Origin of the sequence: Micromonospora sp. R77 (assembly GCF_022747945.1) — a bacterium.
In the GTDB taxonomy this organism is placed as follows: domain Bacteria; phylum Actinomycetota; class Actinomycetes; order Mycobacteriales; family Micromonosporaceae; genus Micromonospora.
In genome coordinates, this window is record NZ_JALDST010000001.1 from 1,679,792 (window position 1) to 1,703,020 (window position 23,229).

Annotated in this window: 20 protein-coding genes and 1 pseudogene; 9 read left to right on the plus strand and 12 right to left on the minus strand. The window is 73.3% G+C overall.

Annotated features, from left to right (window positions below; all coding sequences use genetic code 11):
* Positions 1 to 12: 12 nt before the first annotated feature.
* Positions 13 to 1,665, minus strand: coding sequence for an alpha-amylase family protein (locus MRQ36_RS07640; RefSeq protein ID WP_242794160.1), 1,653 nt, complete (start codon positions 1,663 to 1,665; stop codon positions 13 to 15).
* 82 nt (positions 1,666 to 1,747) lie between these two features.
* Here MRQ36_RS07640 and MRQ36_RS07645 point away from each other — a divergent pair, with 82 nt between their 5' ends.
* On the plus strand, positions 1,748 to 2,347 hold the full coding sequence (locus MRQ36_RS07645; RefSeq protein ID WP_242794161.1) for a DUF1349 domain-containing protein: 600 nt from the start codon (positions 1,748 to 1,750) through the stop codon (positions 2,345 to 2,347).
* Positions 2,348 to 2,441: 94 nt separating this feature from the next.
* Positions 2,442 to 3,113, plus strand: coding sequence for a DedA family protein (locus tag MRQ36_RS07650; RefSeq protein WP_242794162.1), 672 nt, complete (start codon positions 2,442 to 2,444; stop codon positions 3,111 to 3,113).
* A 70-nt stretch (positions 3,114 to 3,183) separates the two neighbouring features.
* On the opposite strand, the gene MRQ36_RS07655 is transcribed toward MRQ36_RS07650, so the two are convergent.
* The 6 genes from MRQ36_RS07655 to MRQ36_RS07680 form a co-directional block, all read right to left on the minus strand.
* Positions 3,184 to 4,749, minus strand: a complete 1,566-nt coding sequence (locus tag MRQ36_RS07655; protein ID WP_242794163.1) for a cellulose binding domain-containing protein — start codon at positions 4,747 to 4,749, stop codon at positions 3,184 to 3,186.
* 163 nt (positions 4,750 to 4,912) lie between these two features.
* Complete coding sequence (locus tag MRQ36_RS07660; protein ID WP_242794164.1) at positions 4,913 to 6,343, minus strand: carbohydrate-binding protein; 1,431 nt, start codon at positions 6,341 to 6,343, stop codon at positions 4,913 to 4,915.
* A 75-nt stretch (positions 6,344 to 6,418) separates the two neighbouring features.
* Complete coding sequence (locus tag MRQ36_RS07665) at positions 6,419 to 7,162, minus strand: membrane protein insertase YidC (protein ID WP_242794165.1); 744 nt, start codon at positions 7,160 to 7,162, stop codon at positions 6,419 to 6,421.
* 94 nt (positions 7,163 to 7,256) lie between these two features.
* A complete protein-coding gene (locus MRQ36_RS07670) occupies positions 7,257 to 7,553 on the minus strand; it encodes a DUF6412 domain-containing protein (protein WP_242794166.1) in 297 nt (98 codons plus the stop codon).
* Positions 7,554 to 7,627: 74 nt separating this feature from the next.
* Positions 7,628 to 9,088 (minus strand): bifunctional lysylphosphatidylglycerol synthetase/lysine--tRNA ligase LysX, encoded by a 1,461-nt coding sequence (lysX, locus tag MRQ36_RS07675; RefSeq protein ID WP_242800916.1) that lies wholly within the window; start codon positions 9,086 to 9,088, stop codon positions 7,628 to 7,630.
* Positions 8,989 to 10,935 (minus strand): phosphatidylglycerol lysyltransferase domain-containing protein, encoded by a 1,947-nt coding sequence (locus tag MRQ36_RS07680; RefSeq protein ID WP_242794167.1) that lies wholly within the window; start codon positions 10,933 to 10,935, stop codon positions 8,989 to 8,991. The genes lysX and MRQ36_RS07680 overlap by 100 nt, the downstream gene beginning before the upstream one ends.
* Before the next feature lie 213 nt (positions 10,936 to 11,148).
* Between MRQ36_RS07680 and MRQ36_RS07685 the strand changes: the two genes are divergently transcribed.
* From MRQ36_RS07685 to MRQ36_RS07695, 3 genes are all read left to right on the plus strand, one after another.
* Positions 11,149 to 12,297: a glutamate--cysteine ligase gene (locus MRQ36_RS07685; protein ID WP_242800918.1), complete on the plus strand. Its 1,149-nt coding sequence runs from the start codon at positions 11,149 to 11,151 to the stop codon at positions 12,295 to 12,297.
* A 95-nt stretch (positions 12,298 to 12,392) separates the two neighbouring features.
* Positions 12,393 to 13,766 carry an FAD-dependent oxidoreductase gene (locus MRQ36_RS07690; RefSeq protein WP_242794168.1) on the plus strand — a complete coding sequence of 458 codons (1,374 nt, stop codon included), beginning with the start codon at positions 12,393 to 12,395 and terminating at the stop codon, positions 13,764 to 13,766.
* A 129-nt stretch (positions 13,767 to 13,895) separates the two neighbouring features.
* Positions 13,896 to 15,317 carry a WGR domain-containing protein gene (locus tag MRQ36_RS07695; protein ID WP_242794169.1) on the plus strand — a complete coding sequence of 474 codons (1,422 nt, stop codon included), beginning with the start codon at positions 13,896 to 13,898 and terminating at the stop codon, positions 15,315 to 15,317.
* Here MRQ36_RS07695 and MRQ36_RS07700 read toward each other — a convergent pair.
* Entirely contained in the window at positions 15,281 to 16,153 is an 873-nt protein-coding gene (locus MRQ36_RS07700) for a DNA-formamidopyrimidine glycosylase family protein (RefSeq protein WP_242794170.1), read from the minus strand. The two genes, MRQ36_RS07695 and MRQ36_RS07700, sit on opposite strands and share 37 nt — an antisense overlap.
* A 28-nt stretch (positions 16,154 to 16,181) precedes the next feature.
* Positions 16,182 to 16,709, minus strand: coding sequence for a hypothetical protein (locus tag MRQ36_RS07705; RefSeq protein WP_242794171.1), 528 nt, complete (start codon positions 16,707 to 16,709; stop codon positions 16,182 to 16,184).
* 174 nt (positions 16,710 to 16,883) lie between these two features.
* On the opposite strand from MRQ36_RS07705, the gene MRQ36_RS07710 reads away from it, so the two are divergent.
* From MRQ36_RS07710 to rocD, 4 genes are all read left to right on the plus strand, one after another.
* Positions 16,884 to 17,117 carry a GntR family transcriptional regulator gene (locus MRQ36_RS07710; RefSeq protein ID WP_242794172.1) on the plus strand — a complete coding sequence of 78 codons (234 nt, stop codon included), beginning with the start codon at positions 16,884 to 16,886 and terminating at the stop codon, positions 17,115 to 17,117.
* A 164-nt stretch (positions 17,118 to 17,281) separates the two neighbouring features.
* Positions 17,282 to 17,956 (plus strand): DMT family transporter, encoded by a 675-nt coding sequence (locus MRQ36_RS07715; protein ID WP_242794173.1) that lies wholly within the window; start codon positions 17,282 to 17,284, stop codon positions 17,954 to 17,956.
* 439 nt (positions 17,957 to 18,395) lie between these two features.
* Positions 18,396 to 19,211: a dimethylargininase gene (ddaH, locus tag MRQ36_RS07720; RefSeq protein WP_242794174.1), complete on the plus strand. Its 816-nt coding sequence runs from the start codon at positions 18,396 to 18,398 to the stop codon at positions 19,209 to 19,211.
* The gene (gene rocD / locus MRQ36_RS07725) at positions 19,208 to 20,422 is read left to right on the plus strand and encodes an ornithine--oxo-acid transaminase (RefSeq protein WP_242794176.1); all 1,215 of its coding nucleotides are present in this window, start codon (positions 19,208 to 19,210) and stop codon (positions 20,420 to 20,422) included. Before ddaH ends, rocD begins: the two co-directional genes overlap by 4 nt.
* A 159-nt stretch (positions 20,423 to 20,581) precedes the next feature.
* Here the strand turns inward: rocD and MRQ36_RS07730 are convergent.
* The 3 genes and pseudogenes from MRQ36_RS07730 to MRQ36_RS07740 all read right to left on the minus strand — a co-directional run bounded on the left by MRQ36_RS07730 (position 20,582) and on the right by MRQ36_RS07740 (position 23,107).
* Positions 20,582 to 21,728, minus strand: a pseudogene (locus MRQ36_RS07730) (FHA domain-containing protein).
* Positions 21,725 to 22,018: a 4a-hydroxytetrahydrobiopterin dehydratase gene (locus MRQ36_RS07735; protein WP_242794178.1), complete on the minus strand. Its 294-nt coding sequence runs from the start codon at positions 22,016 to 22,018 to the stop codon at positions 21,725 to 21,727. Before MRQ36_RS07735 ends, MRQ36_RS07730 begins: the two are co-directional and overlap by 4 nt.
* 36 nt (positions 22,019 to 22,054) lie before the next feature.
* Complete coding sequence (locus tag MRQ36_RS07740) at positions 22,055 to 23,107, minus strand: acyl-CoA desaturase (protein WP_242794179.1); 1,053 nt, start codon at positions 23,105 to 23,107, stop codon at positions 22,055 to 22,057.
* Positions 23,108 to 23,229: the final 122 nt, after the last annotated feature.

The following is a 23,229-nucleotide window of genomic DNA, read 5'->3' on the forward strand; positions in this document are numbered from 1 at the left end:
CCCGGTGCGCGGTCAGGCCGACCAGCTGCGGCAGAGCCGGATCCAGCGGTAGCCGTGGCCGGCCAGCTTGAGCCGGTCGAGCTTGCCGACCTCCTCGTAGCCCCGGTCGGAGAGCACGTCGATCGGCAGGTCCGCCTCGCCCTGCAGGGTGCTGAGGTCGACCTCGACGTCGGCGGTGCTCAGGTTGTGCAGGAAGACCATCGTGCCGGTGGGGCCGTCGGCCCGGTGGGCCAGCACCCCGGCCGGCATCGGCACGTCGATGTGGGTGGTGCTGCCGGAGCCGACCTCGGGCGCCTCGCGCAGGGTCCGGATCATCCGCTCGAACCAGGCGAGCAGCGAGCGCGGGTCCTTGCGCTGGGCGGTCACGTTGACCTTGTCGTACGCGTAGTCGCCCTTCTCGATCACCGGGCGGATCAGCTTCTCCGGCTCGGCGGTGGAGAAGCCACCGTTCGCCTGGTACGACCACTGCATCGGGGTGCGGATCGCGTCCCGCCCCTTGAGCGCCAGGTCCTCCCCCATGCCGATCTCCTCGCCGTAGCGCAGCACCGGCGTGCCGCGCAGCGAGAACTGGAGCGCGTACGCCAGCTCCAGGTGCCGGCGGTCGTTGCCGAGCATCGGCGCGAACCGACGCCGGATCCCCCGGCCGTAGAGCTGCATCTCCTCGTCCGGGCCGAACTTCGCCAGCACGTCGTTGCGCTGGTCGGCGGTGAGCCGGGACAGGTCGATCTCGTCGTGGTTGCGCAGGAAGGTGGCCCACTGGCCGCCCTCGGGCAGCTTCGGGGTGTCCCGCAGGGCGTCGATGATCGCCTCGGGGTCCTCCCGGGCGAGGGCGAGCATCAGCCGGCCGTTGAGCATGAAGTCGAAGAGCATGTGGATCCGGTTGCCCGACCCGCTGCCGTCGCCGAAGTAGACCGGCAGCTGGTCCGGCTCGACGTTCGCCTCGGCCAGCAGGACGGCGTCGCCGCGCCGCCACTGCACGTGCTGGCGCAGCTCGGTGAGGAAGTCGAAGTTCTTCGGCGAGTCCGGGTTGCCCGGCTCGGTCTCCTCGATGATGAACGGCACCGCGTCCATCCGGAACCCGGAGACCCCGAGCTGGAGCCAGAACGAGGTGATCTTCTTGATCTCCTCGCGCACCTTCGGGTTGGTGATGTTCAGGTCCGGCTGGAACTTGTAGAACCGGTGGTAGTACCAGGCCTTGGCGGTGCGGTCGTAGCTCCACGTCTCGTTCTGCTCGCCGGGGAAGACCATGCCCTGGTGGCGGTCGGCCGGCTCCTGGTCGGCCCAGACGTACCAGTCGCGGTAGGGCGAGTCGGGCGAGGAGCGGGCGGACTGGAACCAGGGGTGCTGGTCCGAGGTGTGGTTGACCACCAGGTCGATGATCACCCGGATGCCCCGGTTCTGGGCCTGGTGCAGCAGCTCGGCGAAGTCGCCGAGGGTCCCGAAGCGCGGGTCGACGTTGTAGAAGTCGGTCGCGTCGTACCCGTCGTCCTGGTTGGGTGACGGGTGGATCGGGTTGAGCCAGAGGCAGGTCACCCCCAGCCGTGCCAGGTAGTCGAGCCGGCCGATCAGGCCACGGAAGTCACCGACCCCGTCGCCGTCCGAGTCCACGTACGAGTCCACGTCGAGGCAGTAGACGACCGCCTCCTGGTACCACCTGTCACCCATGTCCGGCTAACTTCTCCGATCGGCCGCGCCGGCAAACCCGGAGCCGTCTCACGTCCGCCGGTCCCGGCGGTACGGTGCCGGCATGAGCGCCGACACCCACCCCGTCGACTGGTCCACCGGAACCTGGCTCCACCCACCGGTACGGGCGCAGGAGTCCGCCGACGGGCTAACCGTCGAGCCGCGCGAGGGCAGTGACCTGTGGCGGCGGACCAGCTACGGCTTCGTGCACGACGACGCCTCCGCCCTGCTCGCCCCGTTCCCGGTGGGCAGCGCCGTGGAGGTGAGCTTCCACCTGGACTACGCCGCGCAGTTCGACCAGGCCGGCGTGCTGGTCCGGGTGGACGAACGGCAGTGGACCAAGGCCGGCGTGGAGGTCAGCGACGGGCAGCCGCAGCTCGGCGCGGTGGTCACCCGGGAGGTGTCGGACTGGTCGGTGGCCCCGGTGCCGGAGTGGTCGGGGCGGGAGGTGACGGTCCGGGTGAGCCGGGCCGGCGACGCGCTGACCGTACGAGCCCGGGTGGCCGGCGAGCCGTGGCGGCTGGTACGCCTGGCCCCGCTGGACCCGGCGGCCGAGGCGTCGGCGGGTCCGTTCTGCTGTTCGCCCAGCCGGGGCGGGCTGGTCGTCCGGTTCACCGGTTGGCGGGTCGGCCCGGCCGACGAGGCGCTGCACCCCGAGGACTGAGCGGCTGACCAGTGGGACGGGTCACCGGCAGGTGTGACCGGCCGCTGCCGGGGTACCACCGTTCGATCCCGCCGGCTCGACGGAAAGGCAGCCCATGGCACTCGCCCAGAATGTCGACCCGAACCAGTTCACCGGGCTGACCGGGTGGGTGGCGAGCGTCATCGACTCGCTGGGCGGGGTCGGGGTGGCCCTGCTGGTCGCCCTGGAGAGCATCGTCCCGCCGATCCCCAGCGAGATCGTGCTGGCGATGGCCGGCTACCTGTCGTCCCAGGGTCGGTTCAACGTGGTGCTGATCGTGCTGGCCGCCACCGCCGGCTCGCTGCTCGGCGCGCTGGTGCTCTACTGGCTCGGCGCGGCGCTCGGTGAGGAGCGGCTGAAGCGCTGGCTGGACCACATCCCGCTGGTGGACCGGGACGACCTGGAGCAGGCCGACCGTTGGTTCGAGCGGCACGGGCGGTGGGCGGTGCTGTTCGGCCGGGTGGTGCCGGTGGTGCGCAGTCTCGTCTCGATCCCGGCCGGCGCGAACCGGATGCCGCTGGGCGAGTTCGTCCTGCTCACCACGGTGGGCAGCGGGGCGTGGAACGCGCTGATCGTCGGGCTGGGCTTCGCCCTGGGCTCCCAGTGGCAGCAGGTCGACCGCTACAGCAGCTGGTTCAACTACGCGATCTTCGTGGTCTTCGGCATCATGATCGTCAGCTGGGTGACCAAGAAGGTCCGCAAGCGCCGCGCGCGGCGCGACCGGCAGTCGGTGACCACCGGTCGCTGACCGCTCGGGCCCCCGGGGGGTGAGAAGGGTTCCCTTCTCTACCGCAGGCGTTAACAGGGGGCCCCTCCTTTCAGTACTGCGCGGTGATCGAGGTGAACTCCCAGGTGTTCTGGGCGATGCCGGAGCAGTTGGCGACCACTCCCCCGCCCGCACAGGGCCGGTCCCGGTTGACCGACCAGAAGGTGAACCGGGACAGCGACCGGGCCTTCGCCCAGTCCCGGATCTGCGTCCAGGTGGCCGGCGAGGTCAGCTCCTGCTGGTCGGAGAGCCCGTTCATGCCGGAGATGCCCATGTGGGCGTACGCGGTGGCGTCGGACCAGCCGAACGCGGTCTTCAGCGCGTTCTTCAACCCCTCGGCCGCGTTCACCGTGTTCTGGTACATGTTCGCGCCGCCGCCGAAGTCGAACGGCATGATGGTGAAGGTGTCGATGTTCGCGCCCAGCGCGGCGGCCTGGTTGATCAGCCGGGTGCCGTAGTACGACGGCCCGGTGGTCGAGGTGCCGAAGGTGACGATCGTCCGCAGCCCCGGGTTGTTCTGCTTGACGATCTTCAGCGCGCCGAGGATCCGGTCCTGCACCACCTCGTTCTCGAACTCGTCGCTGTTCTCGATGTCGATGTCGATGGCCTTCAGCCCGTACGCGTTGATCACCTGCTGGTACGCCCCGGCGAGCGCGGCGGCCGACGAGCAGTTCGGGCCGAGCTTGTTGCCGCTCCACCCGCCGAACGACGGGATCACGTCGCCGCCGGCCGCCCGGACCGCGGCGATGGTGCTGGCCCACGCGCTGCCGGTGAGCGGGCCGGTGCCGTCCCAGGCGGGGGTGCAGCCGCCGCCGGAGAGCACGAACGCGATGGTGAACCACTTGACCCCGGTCGCCCCCATCACGGTCGACGGCGCGGGCGGGTCTCCCCAGCCCGGGTAGAGGTAGGGCGCGGCGGCCATCGCCCCGGTGCCGCCGCCGGTGCAGCCGGTGGTGCTGGCCGACACCGGCGCCGACTTCGCCGACTCACCGCTGGCGTTGTACGCGGTGACCGTGTAGCTGTGCGCCGAGCAGGCGGCGAGGCCGGAGAGGGTGACCGAGGTGCCGGTGCCGGTGGCCTTCACGGTGCTGCCCTCGTAGACCCGGTAGCCGGTGACCGTGCCGGAGACGGCGTTCCAGGCCAGCGAGACCGACGAACTGGTGGTGCCGGTGACCCGCAGGCCGCCCGGGGTGGCCGGGGCGGACGGGTTGCCGCCACCCCCGCCGGTGCAGGGGCCGCCGTTGACGGTGCAGGTGGTCGGGTCGCCGGTGCCGCTGACGATGAAGCCGAAGGTGGTGCTGGCGCCCGGGGCGAGGGTGCCGTTCCACGACTGGTTGACGGCGGTGACGTGCTGGCCGGCGGTGCTGAGCTGGGCGTCCCAGAACGAGCCGACGGCGCTGCCGGCGGGCAGGTCGAACTGGACGTTCCACGAGGAGATGCCCGCCGAGGTGTCGTTGGTGACGGTGAACTTCGCCTCGTACCCGCTGCTCCAGCTGGAGGTGCGGACGAAGGCTGCGGTGGCGGCCGACGCCGGTGGCGCGGCCACGACGGTGGCCGCGGCCAGGGCGGCGGTGAGCGCGGCGGCGAACGTCGCCACGCGGGTACGGCGGAGTGTCACGGTGGCCTCCAGGGACCTGACGCGGTGGGGGTGGACATCCACGACCGTCGACGTCCGCGCTCATTATTAAGAGTCTTTACTAATCGTGTCCAGAGGGTACGGACAGGGAACGGGCCCCCTGCGCCGCCGGCACGGCGACGCAGGGGGCCCGGAAGGCGGGAGGTCAGCGCCGGAAGGTGAACCAGTTGACGTTGACGAAGTCGCCGGCCTGGCCGCTGGTGAAGGTGAGATAGACCGAGTGCCGGCCGGTCACCGTCGAGACGTTGCCCGGCACCGAGGTCCAGGTCTGCCAGCCGCCGGTGTTGGCCAGCGCGAAGCTGCCGATCGGCGGGGCGGTCGGGCTGTCCACCCGCACCTCGACCAGCCCGCTCACCCCGGCCGGCGCGCCGGAGGCGACCCGGGCCAGGAAGTCCCGTGGCCCGGCGCTGCCGAAGTCCACGTTGTCGTACCGGGCCCAGTCGCCGTTGCGCAGGTAGCCGATGTCCTGCCCGCCCTCGGCACACGCCTCGACGACCACCCCGTTCTGCGCGCTGAACGCCTCCGCCTGGATGGTCCCGTACGCGTCGACCGTGCCGCCGGGCGGCGGGGTGGTGGCGGTCGGGGTCGGCGACGGGCTCGTGCCGCCGCCCTTGCGGTAGACCGCCACGTAGTCGACCAGCATCGGCCTGCCCGACACGGTGGACGCGGTCGGCGTGGTCGCACCGGCGACACCGTTCGGGAACGAGCCGCCCATCGCGACGTTGAGCAGCAGGAAGTATCCCCCGTGGCCGGTCATCTGGGTCCAGTACGGCTCACCGACCTGGCTCTGGCTGACGGTGTGGAAGAGCTGACCGTCGACGTACCAGCGCAGCTGCTGAGGGCTGACCGAGGCGTCCCACTCGGTGCGGTAGGTGTGGAACGCCGACTGGCAGCTGCTGCCCGGGCAGACCCGGGTGTTTCCCAGCCCGTTGAACTCGTTGCACGGCCCGCCCGGCGCGACGCCGCAGTGCAGGGTGCCCCAGACCTGGTTCAGGCCGTTGACGTTCTCCATCACGTCGATCTCGCCGACGCCCGGCCAGTTCTGGTAGTTGCCCCGGTAGGGCGAACCGAGCGACCAGAACGCCGGCCAGTAGCCGGCCGCCTGCGCGCCGGTGACGTTGGGCATCTGGATCCGGCCCTCGATCGCGAGCACCCCACCGGACGGCGGCTTGAAGTCGGCGCGGACCGTCTCGATCCGGGCCGAGGTCCACCGGCCGGCACCGTCGCGCAGCGGGGTGATCCGCAGGTTGCCGGCACCGTCGTGGGCCAGGTTGGCGGTGCTCGAGGTGTACGTCTGGATCTCGCCGGTGCCCCAGTTCGCCGGGCCGCCCGGATAGCTGGTGCCGGTGTCGATGATCCAGTTGGTCGAGGACGGCAGGGTGCCGGCCGCACCGGTGAAGTCGTCGCTCCACATCAGGTTCCAGCCGGCCGGCGGCGCCGGGACGGCGGCGTGCGCGGTCATCGACACGGCGGCCAGCGCGGTGGTGGTGGCGAGCACGGCCACGGCCAGGGGGAGCCGTCGGCGCGACCGGCGCGCGACGGACGGGGCGGCGGGTGCCGCCGGGGCAGGACTCATCGGGGTGCCTCTCTGCGGGGACGGGGCTAGAGAGCGCTCTCTGTGAGCGTTTTCTACGCGCCCACCCGAGACTTGTCAACGTTCGTCGATCCCTGCCGGCTGAGGGCGGCGCAACGTCACCTGCTCCAGCGCCGTCCACGCGGTGGTGGTGACCAGGTAGACCACCGCCGCCAGCGGCACCACCAACGCGACGAGCACCGTGCTGAAGGGCAGCAGTGGCAGCAGCCGACCCAGCACGGCCGCCCCCGGCCCCTCGGTCGGCGTACCGGCGACGGTGCCGGTGGCCTGCGCCGCCCGGCGGGCCCGCCGGGACGAGAACCAGGCCAGCGCGAGCAGCGCCACCAGCAGCACCCCGAACACCGCCATCACCGGCCCGGTCAGCCCGTCGCCGAGGTGCCAACCCAGCGGCACCCCGGCCAGCCGCTGGTCGAGCAGCCCCGAGTTGCCGTCCCCGGTGGCGAAGAGCCGGTACATGACCAGGAAGAACGGCGCCTGCAGCAGCGCCGGCAGGCAACCGGCGACCGGATTGGCCCCGGCCTGCCGATAGAGCGCGAAGAGTTCGCTCTGCAGCTTCGCCGGGTCGTCGGCGTGCCGGCGCTGCAGGTCGCTTACCTGCGGGGCGAGCGCCGCGCGCCGCCGCTCGCCGCGCACCTGGGCGAGGGTGAGCGGGGAGATCAGCAGACGGACCCCGAGGGTGAACAGGACGATGGCCGCGGCGGTGGCCGCCCCGCCGGTCAGCGGGGTCAGCGTGTCGGCGAGCCAGGAGACGACGGACGCGGCGACGGAGACCGCGGCGTGCAGTGGTGCGAAGGCGAGCATGGGAAGACCCCTCGGTCCGATTCCGGAGGTCCCGACGGGACGACGTGTCCCGGCGGAACGGAGACGACGACGGAATCGGCCGCGCGGCGCGGCGCTACGCGGCCGAGGGGTGGCGGCCGGGTGCGCGGGGACGCGGACGGCCCGCCGCGTCCGGGTCGACCTGTCGGGGCACCCGGCGGCCCCGCGACCGCGCCCGCAGCGCGACGGCCCGCCGACCGGACCGCGGTGCGCCCGGCAGCGCCCGCACCCGCAACGCCAGCACCGTCGCCAGCAGCAGCGCGGCCGCCACCGCCGCCCCGGCCAGCACCTCGACCGGGCGGTCGGCCAGCACGGTGAACCGGGCGAGGGCGTACGCCCACGTCCCCGCCACCGCCATCAGCAACCCCGGCACGCGCCCAGCCTAGGACCCGGTGTCACGCCCCGGGTCGGATCGCCCCTTCCCGGCGCGGCGCGGCCGGTGCCGGGTCAGGACGACTCGCGGACCATCGGGAAGGGCAGCGTCTCCCGGATGGAGCGACCGGTCAGCAGCATCACCAACCGGTCCACGCCGAGCCCGAGGCCCCCGGTGGGCGGCATCGCATACTCCAGCGCGGTGAGGAAGTCCTCGTCCAGCTCCATCGCCTCGACGTCCCCGCCGGCCGCCTTCAGCGACTGCTCGGTGAGCCGACGCCGCTGCTCGGTCGGGTCGACCAGCTCCGAGTACGCGGTGCCCAGCTCCATCCCGAACGCCACCAGGTCCCACCGCTCGGCCAGCCGGGGGTCGTCCCGGTGCTGCCGGGTCAACGGCGAGACGTCGGTCGGGAAGTCCAGATAGAACGTCGGCACCTCGGTACGCGCCTCGACCAGCCGCTCGTAGAGCTCCAGCAGCACCGCGCCGCGCTCCCAGCGCGGGTCGTACGGCACCTGCGCGGCGTCGCAGAGCTTGCGCAGGGTCGCCACCTCGGTGTCGGCGGTGACCTCCTCGCCCAGCGCGGCGGAGACCGCCTCGTTCACCGTCCGCGCCGGCCACTCGCCGCCGATGTCCACCAGCTCGCCGGTGCCGGGACGGCGGGCCACCGGCGACCCGTGCACCGCCACCGCCGCCGCGACGATCAGGTCCCGGGCCAGCTTCCGCATCACGTGGTAGTCGGCGTACGCCTGGTAGGCCTCCAGCACGGTGAACTCCGGGTTGTGGCTGAAGTCGACGCCCTCGTTGCGGAACGCCCGGCCCAGCTCGTACACCCGCTCCACGCCACCCACCGCGAGCCGCTTGAGATATAGCTCCGGCGCGATCCGCAGGCTCAGCCGCACGTCGTACGCGTTGCTGTGGGTGACGAACGGTCGGGCGTTCGCCCCGCCGTGCACCCGTTGCAGGATCGGCGTCTCCACCTCCAGGAAGTCCCGCTCGGCCAGGGTGCGCCGCAGGCTGCCCAGCGCCGCGCCCCGGGCCTGCAGCAGCTCCCGCGCCTCCGGGTTGATGGCCAGGTCCAGGTAGCGCTGCCGGACCCGGGCCTCCGGGTCGGCCAGCCCGTGGTGCTTGTCCGGCAGCGGCCTCAGGCACTTGGCGGTCAGCCGCCAGTCGGCGACCCGCACCGACACCTCGCCGCGCCGGGTGGCGTAGACCTCGCCGGTGGCCCCGACGTGGTCGCCGATGTCGATCGTCGCCCGCCAGCGGTCCAGGTCGTGCTCCAGCACCAGTTGCAGGTCGCCGCTGCCGTCCCGCACGGTGACGAAGCAGATCCCACCGTGGTCGCGGACCAGCAGCACCCGCCCGGCCACCGACACGGTCTCCCCGGTGGCGGTGTCGGGGGCCAGCCCGGTGTGCCGGCGGCGCACCTCGGCGCAGCTCACCGTGCGCGGAAAGCCCACCGGGTACGGGTCGACGCCCTCGGCGCGCAGCCGGTCCAGCTTCGCCTGGCGTACCCGGATCTGTTCCGGCCGCTGCACCGCGGTCGGCTCGGGCGGCACCGCCCGGACCGTCGCGGCGGCCGGCGGCACGAAACCGACCGCCCCGCCGCCCGGCGGCACCCCTGCAACGGGGTGGGCCGGCCACCGGGCAGGGCCAGGAAGCCCTCGGCGACCGCCGCGGCGAGCCCCACCCGGGCCAGTTCCCGGCGTTCGGCGAAGCAGAGGTAGCGGGGCGTCCAGTGCGGCTGGTACTTGGCGTTGGAGAGATAGAGCGACTCCAGCTGCCACCAGCGGGAGAAGAAGAGCAGCGCGTGCCGCCAGAGCCGGATGATCGGGCCGGCCCCGATCCGGGCGCCCTGCTCGAAGACCGACCGGAACACCGCGAAGTTCAGCGACACCCGTTCCACCCCGTGCCGGGGCGCGGCCCCGAGCAGCGCGGCGACCATGAACTCCATCACCCCGTTGTCGGCGGTGCGGTCCCGGCGCATCAGGTCCAGCGAGAGCCCGTCGGCACCCCACGGGCTGAGCGACAGGATCGCCCGCACCCGGCCGGCACCGTCGCGGGCGTCGACCAGCACGCAGTCGCCGTCGGCCGGGTCGCCGAGCCGGCCCAGCGCCATCGAGAAGCCCCGCTCGTGCTCGGTGTCCCGCCAGGTGGTGGCCAGCCGGGCCAGCTCGGCCAGCTCCTCCGGCGGGATCTCCGCGTGCCGGCGCACCCGGGCGGTGTAGCCGGCCCGCTCCACCCGGTGCACCGCCTGCCGGACCGGGCGCATGTCCGGGCCGTTCAGGTCGAACTCGCGGGTCAGCAGGATCGCCTCGTCCCCCAGGTGCAGCACCTTCAGCCCGTGCCGGTGGTAGGCCCGCGCGCCGGCCTCGCTGGCGCCCATCACCGCCGGGGTCCAGGCGTACTCGCGGGCCTGGCCGAGCCACGCCTCGATGGCCGGGCCCCACGCCTCGGGGTCGCCGACCGGGTCGCCGCTGGCCAGGCACACCCCGTTGACGACCCGGTAGGTGACCGCCGCCTTGCCGCTGGCGGAGAAGACGGCCGCCTTGTCGCGGCGGGTGGCGAAGTAGCCGAGCGAGTCCCGGCCGCCGTGCCGGGCCAGCAGCGCCCGGATCCGCTCCTCCTCGTCCGGGTGCAGCACGGCGGCGGCCCGCTGCGAGCGGACCAAGGTGAACAGGCCGGCCACGAAGGCGGTCGCGCCGAACGCGCCGAGCAGCAGGTTGACCCAGCCGGGGGCCTGCCCCCGGCGGGTGAGGTCCAGCGTGATCGCGCCGCCGAAGACCTTCTCGACCGCGTAGACCAGCCGGTCCGACCAGGTGTGCAGGCTGCCCGGCACGGCGGTGAGCAGCAGGTAGCCGACGCCGACCGAGACCGCCGCCAGGCCGAGGAAGACCGCGAGGGCCCGCCAGGTGCTGCCGCTGCGGACCCGGGCGTAGAACTCCCGCCGGGCGGCGAGCAGCAGACCCAGCGCGGCGGCGGTGAAGGCGATGCCCACCCACACCCCGACGGTCTCCAGCGAGTCGAACAGCCGGCGGCCGGCGTCGTCGGTGAGGTCGTTGGCGCCGACCACCAGCAGCAGCACCCCGGCCAGCACGCCGACGGCCAGGGTGAGGCTGAAGTAGCCGACCAGCACCCGGTAGGCCAGCCGCTTGCGGCGCAGCACCGCCGAGGCCAGGGTGCCGATGAAGACCGCGTACGCGAGGTTGGCCGGCGCGGGCAGCAGCAGCGCGTCGATCGCGGTACGGACCGGCTGGATGTCGGTCCGTACGACGCTGCTCAGCGCGGCCAGCGCGCAGACCACCGCGATCACCCAGAGCAGCGTCGCGAAGGTGCGCGGCACCTGACCCCGCCAGTCCCGCTCGGCCCGCCGTTCGTCCGCCACCGTCCGCACTCCTCGAAGAGGCCCCCTGTTGACGCCTCCGGTATAGCAGGGCTCCCCTACGGACGCCCGCCCAGGCGGTGCGCGGGCGCGGCGCGGCGCACCGAGCGCGGCACGCGGGGCGACACGCCGAGGGAGGTGTTTCCCGAATCGGACACGGTGGGTAATGGCGGGTCGACGTACGCGGCAGGGCGCCGCGACCGGCACGAGCGGACGGTGATGGAGATGAGCGGGTCAGTGGCGGAGCGGGAACCGGACGTCGCCCCGGGCGGCACCGACCTGCTCACGGTCGGCGTGGAAGAGGAGTTCCTGCTGGTCGACCCGCACACCGGCGCCGCCGTCCCGGCCGTGGACCTGGTCATGGAGCAGGTGCCGGCCGAGCTGCGCGGGCAGGTGGAACGCGAGTTCCAGACCAGCCAGATCGAGATCGGCACCCCGCCGGGGCTGGAACTGAGCTCCATCCGCCACTCACTGGGCGTGCTGCGCGGCGAGTTGTCCGCCGCCGCCGAGCGGGCCGGCGTACGGCTGCTCGCCATCGGCACCGGCCCGGTGGACGGCCCGGTGCCGCCGGTGGTCGACAAGCCCCGCTTCGACCGGATGATCGAGCGGTTCCGGCTGCTCGTGCCGGGTCCCGGCAACAACGGCATGCACGTGCACGTCGGCGTGCCGGACGGCGACACCGGCGTGCAGGTGCTCAACCACGTCCGGCCCTGGCTGCCGATCCTGCACGCCGTCACCACCAACTCCCCGTTCTCCCGGGGTGAGGACACCGGGTACGCGAGCTGGCGCTCGGTCGAGTGGGAACGCTGGCCGTCGGTGGCGCCGACGCCCTACCTGACCTCCCACGAGCACTACGAGCGGCTGATCCGGCAGCTCATCGCGACCGGCGTGATGCTCGACGAGGGGATGCTCTACTGGTACGCCCGGCTGTCGGCGAAGTACCCGACGGTGGAGATCCGGATCGGTGACGTCTGCCCGTCGGTGGACGACACGGTGCTGGTCGCCGCGCTGGTGCGGGCCCTGGTGGCGACCGCGATGACGGACATCGCCGCCGGCCGGCCGCCGATCCGTACCGACCACCACCTGCTGGTCGCCGCGCACTGGCGGGCCGCCCACGACGGGCTGGAGGGCGAGGGCGTGGACGTCACCGACGGCGAGCTGCGTCCGATGTGGGAGCTGCTGGACCGGCTGGTCGACCGGCTCCGCCCCGAACTGGAGCGGCACGGTGACCTCGACCAGGTGACCGAGCTGCTGGGCGGGCTGCGCCGGCACGGCAGCGGCGCGGCGCGGCAGCGGGCGGTCTTCGCGCGTACCGGCCGGTTGGTGGACGTGGTGGCGGACGTGGCCCGGCAGACCCGTGGTTGACCCGGCCCTCCGAAGGCGCGGGGCGGCCCGGGGCGGGCCGTCCCGGCGCGCGCGGGCGGCCCCGCGGGCGGCCGGGGCGTGACAGGATGGGCGGCGTGGCGGAACGGCTGATCGTCGTCGGCGGGGACGCGGCCGGGATGGCCGCCGCGTCGCAGGCCCGGCGTCGCCGGGACCGGAGCGACCTGGAGATCGTCGCCTTCGAGCGGGGACACTTCACGTCCTATTCGGCCTGCGGCATCCCCTACTGGATCGGCGGGCTGGTGCCCGACCGGGAGCAGCTCGTCGCCCGCGACCCGGAGACCTTCCGCGAGTCGTTCGACATCGACGTCCGGCTCCGGCACGAGGTGACCGGCATCGACCTGGACCGCCGCGAGGTGGTCGCCCGGGACCTGGCCGGCGGCGGCGAGGTCCGCGAGTGGTTCGACCACCTGGTGTACGCCACCGGCGCGTCCCCGCTGACCCCGGAGTGGGCGCGGACCGACGCCGACGGGGTGTTCGGCGTGCAGACCCTCGACGACGGGGCGGCGCTGCTGGAGTGGCTGGACCGGGAGCCGAGGCCGCGCCGGGCGGTGGTGGTCGGCGGCGGCTACATCGGCGTCGAGATGGCCGAGGCGCTGATCCAGCGGGGGCTCACCGTCGACCTGGTCGAGCAGGCCGACCACCCGATGTCCACCGTGGACGCCGACATGGCCGGGCTGGTCGCCGAGGCGATGCGCGGCATCGGCATCGGCATCCGTACCGGCCTGGCGGTGACCGGGTTGGAGACCCGGGACGGCCGGGTCAGCGCGGTGGTCACCGCCGAGGGGCCGTTGCCGGCCGACGTCGTGGTGCTGGGTCTCGGCGTACGCCCGAACACCACCGTCGCGGAGGCCGCCGGCCTGCCGATCGGGCCCTCCGGCGGGGTACGCACCGACCGGCGGATGCGGGTGCCCGGGGTGCCGGGCGTCTGGGCCGCCGGGGACTGCGTGGAGACCCTGCACCTGGTCAGCGGGCTGCCGGTGCACATCCCGCTCGGCACGCACGCCAACAAGCAGGGCCGGGTGGCCGGGATCAACATCGGCGGCGGGTACGCCACCTTCCCGGGCGTGATCGGCACCGCGGTGACCAAGGTCTGCGACCTGGAGGTGGGGCGTACCGGCCTGCGCGAGCGGGACGCCGAGGCGGCCGGCTTCGAGTTCGTCTCGGTGGTCGCCGAGTCGACCAGCCGGGCCGGCTACTACCCCGGTGCCCGGCCGATGACGGTCAAGCTGCTCGCCGAGCGGCCCAGTGGGCGGCTGCTCGGGGCGCAGATCGTCGGCTGGTCCGAGGCGGCGAAGCGGATCGACACCCTGGCCGTGGCGCTGTGGAACGGCATGACGGTGGACGAGATGACCGCCCTGGACCTGGGCTACGCCCCGCCGTACGCGCCGGTCTGGGACCCGGTGCTGATCGCGGCCCGCAAGGCCGTCGACACCCTCGCCCGCCGGTAAGGAAGGGCCCCTTCTTAACGCCTCCCGCATAGCAGAGGCCCCCTGTTAACGACCCGATCTTGTCGGGGGGCGCGGTTAGGTTGTGCGGGCTGTCGGCGGTTCCGGCCATTTCCCCTCGGAGGCATTCCCATGTCGCAGGAGACGACCTATCTCGAACTGTCCGAAGTGGACGGTGGAGCGCACAAGTTCTACGAGGTCGTGGTGGACGACACCGCGATGACCGTGCGCTACGGCCGGATCGGCGACCAGGGCCAGGTCAAGACCGCGAGCTACCCCGACAACGCCCGCGCCCGGGCCGCCGCGGCGAAGAAGATCGGCGAGAAGATCCGCAAGGGGTACGCCCCGGCGGTGCCCGGCGGCCGACCGAAGCGGTCGGTCTCCCGGCGGCAGATCGTCAGCACCCGCTCCACCGCCCGCACCGCCCCGGTCCTCTGGCGGTACGCCTCGGGCGCGCCCGCGTTCGGCATCTTCGTCGACGGGCAGAGCTGCATGGTGGGCAACGAGCACGGGGTGATCACCACGCTCGGGCACGACGCGCGGGTGCTGAACCAGGTCCGCCTCCCGGACGGGGTGAAGTGCATCGTGGCCGACGACGCGTGGGTCTACGCCGGCTGCGACGACGGCAACGTCTACGACCTCTCCGGCAAGGTGCCCCGGGCGGCGTACGCGATCGCGCCGGAGATCGACATCTACTGGCTGGACATCCACGACGGCGTGCTGGGCGTCTCCGACGCCGACGGCGGCATCGCCGCGATCGACCACGAGGACGAGTTCCTCTGGCGGCGGGCGGGACGCGGCCGGTCCGCCTGGATGGTCCGCTGCGACACCGACGCCCTCTACCACGGCCACTCCCAGGGCGTGACCGGCTACGACTGGCGGACCGGGCGGGAGCTGTGGCACACCCGTACCGGGTCGGTGCTCTTCGGCTGGCAGGAGCGGGAGGCGGTCTTCGCGGGCACCGGCACCCGGGAGGTGGTGCGGCTGCGCAAGGACGGCCGCGCCGAGCGGACGTACCGCTGCGACGCCCCGGTCTTCTCCTGCGCCACCGCCGAGGGCGGCCGGTACGTCTTCGCCGGCGACAGCGCCTCCTCGATCTACTGCTTCGACGCCGCCGGCAACCGGCTCTGGAAGCTCGGCACCGGCTGCGGCTCGGCCTACTCGATGCAATACCACGACGAGCGGCTCTACGTGGTGACCACCAGCGGCCACCTGGCCTGCATCGACGCCAGCGAGCCGGCGATCCGGGCGGCCGAGGCGGGCGACGTGCCGGAGGTCGTCGACGTCAAGGCGCCGGCCCGGCTGCCCGAGCCGGCGGCCTGGTCCACGGTGGAGGTGACCACCGACGACTCCGACGGCGTGGTGGTGCAGTGCGTCGACGACGGCGGCCGGCTGCGGATCCACGTGCTCTCCTCCGGCTACCGGCGGGACTGGTCGGTGCAGTTCCCCAAGGGCATCCGGGAGCCGGGCGCGCGCTACCTGGTCACCGAGGTCCGCGAGGCCGGCCGGGGCGGCTTCTACCGGGCGTACGGCGACATCCGCCGGCTGCGCTGACCGCGCGCGGGCGGCGTCGACCGGGGTGTGCCCTGCTGGCAGGTGGGACACCAGTAGAGGTTGCGGCCGGCCAGTTCGCCCCGGCGGATCTCGGTGCCGCAGACGTGGCAGGGGTCGCCGGGGCGGCGGTAGACGTACACCTCGCCGCCGTGCCGGTCGACGCGGGCCGCACGGCCCATCGCCTCCGGCAGGTGGGCGTCGCGCACGGTGTCGATCCGGCCCCGCTCGACGGCCACGGTCATCAGCGCGACCAGGTCGGCCCAGAGTTCCCGCCAGCCGGCCGGGGTCAGCTCGCGGCCGGGCAGCAGCGGCGGCAGGCCGGCCCGGAACAGCGCCTCGGTCACGAAGATCAGGCCGGTGCCGGCCACCACGGACTGGTCGAGCAGCAGCGCCGCGAGCGGCGTCGGGCTGCGGGAGATCCGGGCGTACGCCCGGTCGGGTTCGGCGTCGGCGCGCAGCGGGTCCGGGCCGAGCCGGTCGCGCAGCGCCGCCACCTCGGGCGGGGTGAGCAGCTCGCACGCGGTCGGCCCACGCAGGTCGAGCCAGTGCCGGTCACTGGTCAACCGCAGCCGCACCTGCCCGACCGGTGGGGGCGGCTCACCGGGGCCGTCGGTGAACCGGCCGTAGAGCCCGAGGTGGACGTGCAGGGTCAGCTCGCCGGCGTAGTGGTGCAGAAGATGCTTGCCGTACGCCTCGGTGCCGTCCAGGACGGTGCCGGTGAGCCGGGCCGCGCCCTCGGCGAAGCGGCCCTGCGGGCTGGCGGCGTGCACCTTGTCGCCGGCGAAGAGCTCGGCGTGCCGGGCGGCGAGGCGGTGAATGGTGTGTCCCTCTGGCACGCCGGCAACGGTAGTGCCGCCGGGTGGGCTATGCCCAGCGGCCGGCGTTCCGGCTGGCCCTGGCCACGTCGAGCAGGTGGGCCAGCCGGTAGCGCAGCACCCGCGCCTGCCTGATCGAGAGGACCACGCTCCCCGCAGCACCGTCCGCCACGCCGGTCAGGTGGACCATCGGCTCGGCGGCCGGGTGCAACGCCTGGGCCAGGGCCACGTCGACGACGAACGCCTCCGGCCGGTCGGTGTCGGTGTAGCGGGCGCGGGAGCGGTGCCGACCCCGCCGCCGGCAGTCGTCCCGGTCGCACCAGCGCGGGCAGGCGGCGGGGGCCGGCCCGGCCAGGGTGCCGGTCGGGAAGACGTGCACATATCCGCAGGGACGGTCCACGTCTGGGGCCAGGCCGATCGGATGGGCGTCCAGGCCGGCCCGGGCGCTCACGGTCGTCGCGTGGCCGGTGTGCGCCGGGCAGGTGTACGCGCAGGCGTCGAGGGAGTCGGCGGTGTACAGCTCGATCCGGGCGGTCGCCGGCTCCGCGCAGTCGGGCAGGGTGGGTAGGGTGCCCATGGGTCGCCTCCCGGGGCGATCAAGGCCCCCGGTCAGCGCCGCAATCGCTGCCCGGGGGCCGTCTTGGTGTTGGCCCTCACAAACGTACAGGCAAAGGACGTCCATACACTAGACGTCTATTTGCTGGACAACCCCGAACACGTACAGATCCTGTGCGTGCTTACGCTCGCGCCCATGACGAGCCCGCTCAACAACGTGCCGCTCTACCGGCAGTTGGCGGACCTGCTCGCAACGCAGATCGAAGAGGGCAAGCTGCGCCCCGGTCAGCCGCTTCCGAGCGAACTCCACCTGCAGCAGACCTACGGCGTGGCCCGAGGCACCGTCCGAATGGCGATGCGTGAACTACGGGACCGTGGCCTTGTCGTGACCATCCACGCACGCGGCACCTTCGTAGCCGAGCGGCACTAGCCCCGGAGCCGCAGGTCGTCGACGGGTGTCGCTGGCCGGGCGCCGGGGTACCTCTCCCACGTCATGCGTGGCTGTCATCCGCGTCTGCGGCCTCCACGCCCTTGACCAGGAGGTGTGAAGTGAAGATTCTGTCGCGCCGGAACGGACCGGCACGGAACGGAGACGTGAACGGCGACGGGCGGGTCGACGGGAAGGACCGCGTCGCGGCGACGGTGGACGAGCCGGGGCAGCCGGTGGTCACCGATCGGGAGGGCGACGGCGCGACGTACCGGAGCAGCACCACCCCCGACGACGACCGGCGCGAGTGGGCGGCCGACCGGGCGGCGACCGCGCGGGCCGTCACCGGGCGGTCGGCGACGCCGGGCGCCGTGCGGGGCAGCGATCCCGACCCGGTCCACGACCGCACCGTCGACCTGGCCGGCAAGCAGTCCCTCGACCGGGACCGGGAGCCCACCCTGGAGCAGCCTGTACACCCGGACCTCGACCACCCGGCGGAGCCGCCGGTCGTCGGCCGGAAGCCCCGGGCCAGCCTGCTGGCGACGCTCGGTCTGATCGTCTCGGTGGTCGGCGCGCTCTTCGTGCTGACCGGCACCCTCGCCGGGTACGGCGTGGGACTCGGCGCGGTCGGCGCGGTCCTCGCCGTGCTGGGCCTGATCGCCACCCGCCGCCGGCACGTCGCCGGCAAGCTGGACGCGCTGATCGGCATCGCGGTCGGCCTGGCCGCCGTGGTGCTCGGCGTCGTGGCGCTGACCGGGCAGTTCGACTGGCCGACCACCGACGGTGACTGGGTAGGCCGATTCCGCGAGTGGCTCGACTCACAGTTTGCCGGCCGCTTCTGACGGGCACCTTTCGACTCGCCAGCGCACAGCGGGCACGCCCGACCAACTCCGGTGGTTCACCGGACTCCGGTGGTTCACCGGACGGGCAGCACCTCTTTCGGGGGGCGGCGATTCGCCGCCCCCCGAAGTGCGTCCCCCTCCCCTCCGTGACGCCCGTCGATCATGAAGTCGTGGCGCCCGACAAGCCCCGCCAATGCCCAGTAATCCGGCGCCACCACTCCATGATCGGCCGCACCCGCGGTCGGCGGCGGGTGCGGTCGGCGGCGGGGTTGGCGCAACGAATCGTCGTCGGGTGGGGGGTAGACGCAAGGATTCGGCGGCCTACGCAAGTTCTGGCGGTGGATGTCGTCGGGGCGGGGCGCATACCGTTGACCAACGGCGCCAGCCCGTGGGCCACGGTGGCCGGGGCGCGCCCGACGCTGGGAGCAGGACAATGACGATGGACGCCACCAGGCAGCGTTTTCTGATGTGCCGGCCGACGTACTTCGCCGTCGACTACGCGATCAACCCGTGGATGGACCCGACCGCCCCGGTCGACGCCGACCTGGCGATCCGCCAGTGGGAGCAGCTCCGGCAGACGTATCTGGACCTGGGCCACGAGGTCGAGCTGGTCGACCCGGTCGCCGGCCTGCCGGACATGGTCTTCGCCGCCAACGGCGGCACGGTGATCGACGGCAAGGCGATGGCGGTGCAGTTCCGCGACCCGCAGCGCGCCGACGAGGCGCCCGCCTTCCGGGCCTGGTTCGAGGCCGCCGGCTTCGAGATGTACGACCCGAAGCACGTCAACGAGGGCGAGGGCGACGTCCTGCTGGTCGGTGACCACCTGCTCGCCGGCACCGGGTTCCGCACCGCGCACGCCTCGCACGCCCAACTCCAGGAGGTCTTCGGTTACCCGGTGATCACCATGCAGCTGGTCGACCCGCGCTTCTACCACCTGGACACCGCGCTGACCGTGCTCGACGAGCGGACCGTGGCCTACCTGCCGGAGGCGTTCTCGCCCGGCAGCCGGGCGGTGCTGCGCCGGCTCTTCCCCGACGCGATCCACGCCACCATGGCCGACGCCGAGGTGCTGGGCCTGAACGCGGTCAGCGACGGCCGGCACGTGGTGCTGCCCGCGCAGGCCACCGACCTCGCCGCGAAGCTGCGCGACCGGGGCTACGAGACCATCGGCATCGACCTGTCCGAGCTGCGCAAGGCCGGCGGCGGTCCGAAGTGCTGCACGCTGCGACTCCGTCAGGGAAAGGCCACCAAGTGATCGACGACATGCTGCGGACGCCGGGAGCGGTACGCGACGCCGAGCGCCACACCGCGCACAACTACCACCCGCTGCCGGTGGTGATCTCCTCCGCCGAGGGCGCCTGGCTGACCGACGTGGACGGCCGGCGCTACCTGGACTGCCTGGCCGGCTACTCGGCGCTGAACTTCGGCCACCGGCACCCGAAGCTGATCGAGGCCGCGCACGCGCAGCTCGACAAGCTGACCCTGACCAGCCGGGCGTTCATCCACGACCAGTTCGCCGACTTCTGCAAGGAACTCGCCGAGCTGTGCGGCAAGGACCTGGTCCTGCCGATGAACACCGGCGCCGAGGCGGTGGAGACCGGCATCAAGGTCGCCCGCAAGTGGGGCTACCAGGTCAAGGGCGTCGCCCCGGGCCAGGCCAACATCGTGGTGATGGAGGGCAACTTCCACGGCCGGACCACCACCATCGTCAGCTTCTCCACCGACGAGGACGCCCGCGCCGACTTCGGGCCGTACACGCCGGGCTTCACCGTGGTGCCCTACGGCGACCTGGCCGCGCTGACCGCCGCGATCGACGAGAACACCGTCGCGGTGCTGCTCGAGCCGATCCAGGGCGAGCAGGGCGTCGTGCTGCCGCCGGAGGGCTACCTGCCGGCCGTCCGCCAGGTCTGCACCGACCACAACGTGCTGTTCATCGCCGACGAGATCCAGTCGGGTCTGGGCCGGACCGGGCACACCTTCGCCTGCGAGCACGAGGGCGTCGTGCCCGACATGTACCTGCTGGGCAAGGCGCTCGGCGGCGGCATCGTGCCGGTCTCGGCGGTCGCCGCCAACGCCGACGTGCTGGGGGTGCTGAAGCCGGGCCAGCACGGCTCGACCTTCGGCGGCAACCCGCTGGCCTGCGCGGTCGCCACCGAGGTGGTCCGGCTGCTGGCCACCGGCGAGTTCCAGCGCCGCTCCGCCGAGCTGGGCGAGCGGCTGCGGGCCGGGCTGGAAGGGCTGCTCGGCAAGGGCCTCGTCGCGGTCCGGGTCCGGGGCCTCTGGGCCGGTGTCGACCTCGACCCGGCGCTGATGACCGGCCGGCAGGCCTGCGAGCGGCTGATGGAGCGGGGCGTCCTGGCCAAGGACACCCACGGCTCGACCATCCGGCTCGCCCCGCCGCTGGTGATCACCGAGGAGGAGATCGACCACGCGGTGGCGCAGCTCGCCGCCGTCCTGGCCGGCTGACCGCCCGGGAAGGCCGCCGGAAAAGGGGCGGCTGACTCAGGGACGGGCCGCCGCAAAGGGGCGGCTGATCCGCACAGCAGGCCGCCGGAAAGACGATCCGCGCGTACGCGAAAGGGCGCCGGGACCGTGATGGTCCCGGCGCCCTTCGTCGTTTCCGCGTCAGGGACGCGGCAGCCGCATCGCCATGGTGGGCGCCTCGGCCATCACCGAGGTGGGGGTGAACGGGGCGCCGCTGGGCAGTTCGTCGGCGCGGCCGATCTGCACCCCGGGGTAGAGCTCCACGATGTCGCCCTCAGTCAGCACCCGGGACTGCTGCGGGGCGAGCGTCAGCCGGTCCGGCTCGGCCATCGAGCCGCCCGGCCGGATGCCGGAGCCGTTGGTGCTGGTGTCGGTGACCACCACCTCGCCCACGCGCAGCTCGAAGCGGACGTGGCTGCGGCTGATCCACCGCCGCGACTCGTCGTTGAGCCACTGGCCGAGGGTGATCCCGCCGGTGGCGTCCGGCGCGCGGCCGACCAGCACCGGCTGCGCCTCGGTGAGCACGAAGCGGCGCCGGATCAGCCCGCCGATCCGCACCGCCAGCACCTCCGTACGCGGTCGCGGCCCGGCGTCGCCGAGCCGGGTGCCGTGCCGGGGCAGGTCGGCACGCCGCCGCGCAGGGTGGGCGGCGGCTGGCCGGCCGGGGCGCGGTCCACCCGGGCCAGGTCGGCGAAGGCGCCGCCGCCCCCACCGCCGCCGAAGAGCGCACAGCCCGGCTCGGGCAGCGCCACTGCCGGGCCAGCAGCTTCGCGCCGACCGGTGACCGGCTGCCGGACGCCGGGCTCTGCCCGCCACCGACGTGCGCGATGAACACCGGCCCACCGGCGCCGGGCACCGGGGCGAGCACCCGGCCGGGCTGCCCGAGCCACGGGAACCGGCCACCCAGCCCGTCGAACCGGACCCGGCTGAGGATGGGCAGGCCGAGCAGGTCGGCCACCTCCAGCATCCGGTCGCCGGGCTGGTCCAGCACCTCGACCAGGCCGTCGTCGGCCCAGCGGCGCACCACCATCCGCTCGTTGGAGGTCAGGTCGGCGTCGGAGAGCAGGGCCCGGTGCACGACGGCATAGACCGGGACGCTGTCCTCCTCCAGTTGGCGGGCCAGGGCGTCGATCACCATGCCGAGCCGGAGCAGGCTGGCCGGCCGGCCGCCGTCCAGGTCCTGCCAGCGGATCACCTCGGCCAGGTCGACGACGGCGCGGGCCAGGGAGGGGTCGGTGCAGACCCGCCCCTCGATGGCGTCCAGCACCTTGCTGATCTCGAATCTCATCGGGCGCTCCGGACGATCTCGTCGATCCGCCGGGCCAGCTCCACGTCGCGGTGGGTGACCCCGCCGGACGAGTGGGTGACGCAGCGGAAGGTCAGCGTCCGCCATCGGATGTCGATGTCGGGGTGGTGGTCCAGTTCCTCGGCCGCCTCGGCGACCCGGTCGACCACCGCGACGGCGGCCGGGAAACTACCGAGCTCGACGGTACGACTGATCCCGGTCGGATCACCCGACCACTCCGCCAACCCGTCCAGCTCGTCTCGCACCGCCTCCGCGGTGAGCACGTCTGCCATGGGACGACCCTACCGGGAGGCGGTGAGCAGGCATTCTCAGCCGGCCCGCAGCGGGCGGCCGACCTCGTGCAGGTGGGCCAGCGCCTGCCGGTACGACTCGACCAGCCCGGTCTCCGCGTACCCGACGCCCACCTGGGCGCAGTACGCCCGGACGATCGGCTGTGCCCGGCGCAGGTTGGCGCGGGGCATGTTCGGGAAGAGGTGGTGCTCGATCTGGTAGTTGAGCCCGCCCAGCGCCGTGTCCACGAACCGACCACCGCGTACGTTGCGCGAGGTGAGCACCTGCTTGCGCAGGAAGTCGAGGTCGTCGTCGGCGGTCGGCATCGGCATGCCCTTGTGGTTCGGGGCGAACGCGCAGCCCATGTAGAGGCCGAACAGCGCCTGGTGGACGACCGCGAAGAGCAGCGCCCGCACCGGCGACATCACCGCGAACAGCAGCCCGAGGAAGCCGACGGCGTGCGCGACGAGCAGCACCGCCTCCACCGCCCGGTGCCGGACCGGGGTGGCCCACCGGCCGTCCGGTCCTCGGCCCACTAACGCCCGGACGCTCGCCACGTGCAGCGCCAGCCCCTCCAGCAGCAGCATCGGGAAGAAGAACCACGCCTGCCGGGCCGCCACCCACCGGCCGGCCCCCCGGGTCGCCGCCGCCTGCCCGTACGTCCAGACCAGCGCGCCCGCCCCGACGTCCGGATCCTCGTCGGTGTGGTTCGGGTTGGCGTGGTGCCGGTTGTGCTTGTCGACCCACCAGCCGTAGCTGAGCCCGACGGCGAGGTTGCCGGCGATCAGCCCGGCCAGCTCGCTCGGCCCACGGCGGCGGAACATCTGCCGGTGACCGGCGTCGTGCCCGAGGAACGCCACCTGCGTGGTGGCCACCGCCATGCCGACCGCGAGCAGCAGCTGCGCCCACGAGTCGCCGAGCGCCACCACGCCCGCCCAGCCGGCGAGGAAGGCGCCCAGGGTGAGCACGATCCGCACCACGTACCGGCCGGGGCGGCGGTCCAGCAGGCCGGCCTCGGCGATCCGCCGCGACAGGTGGGCGTAGTCGCTACCCCGGCGTACCGGGGGCTCCGTCAGGGTCAGGGCGGTCATCCGTGCGCTCCCGTCGTCGGTGCGGGGTCGCGCCGACCGGCGCGACCCTCGGTAACCGATTCTGGCCGGCACGGTCGCCCTGGGTAATCCTGACAACCCCCGGACCGGTGGTGGGGCCGTCC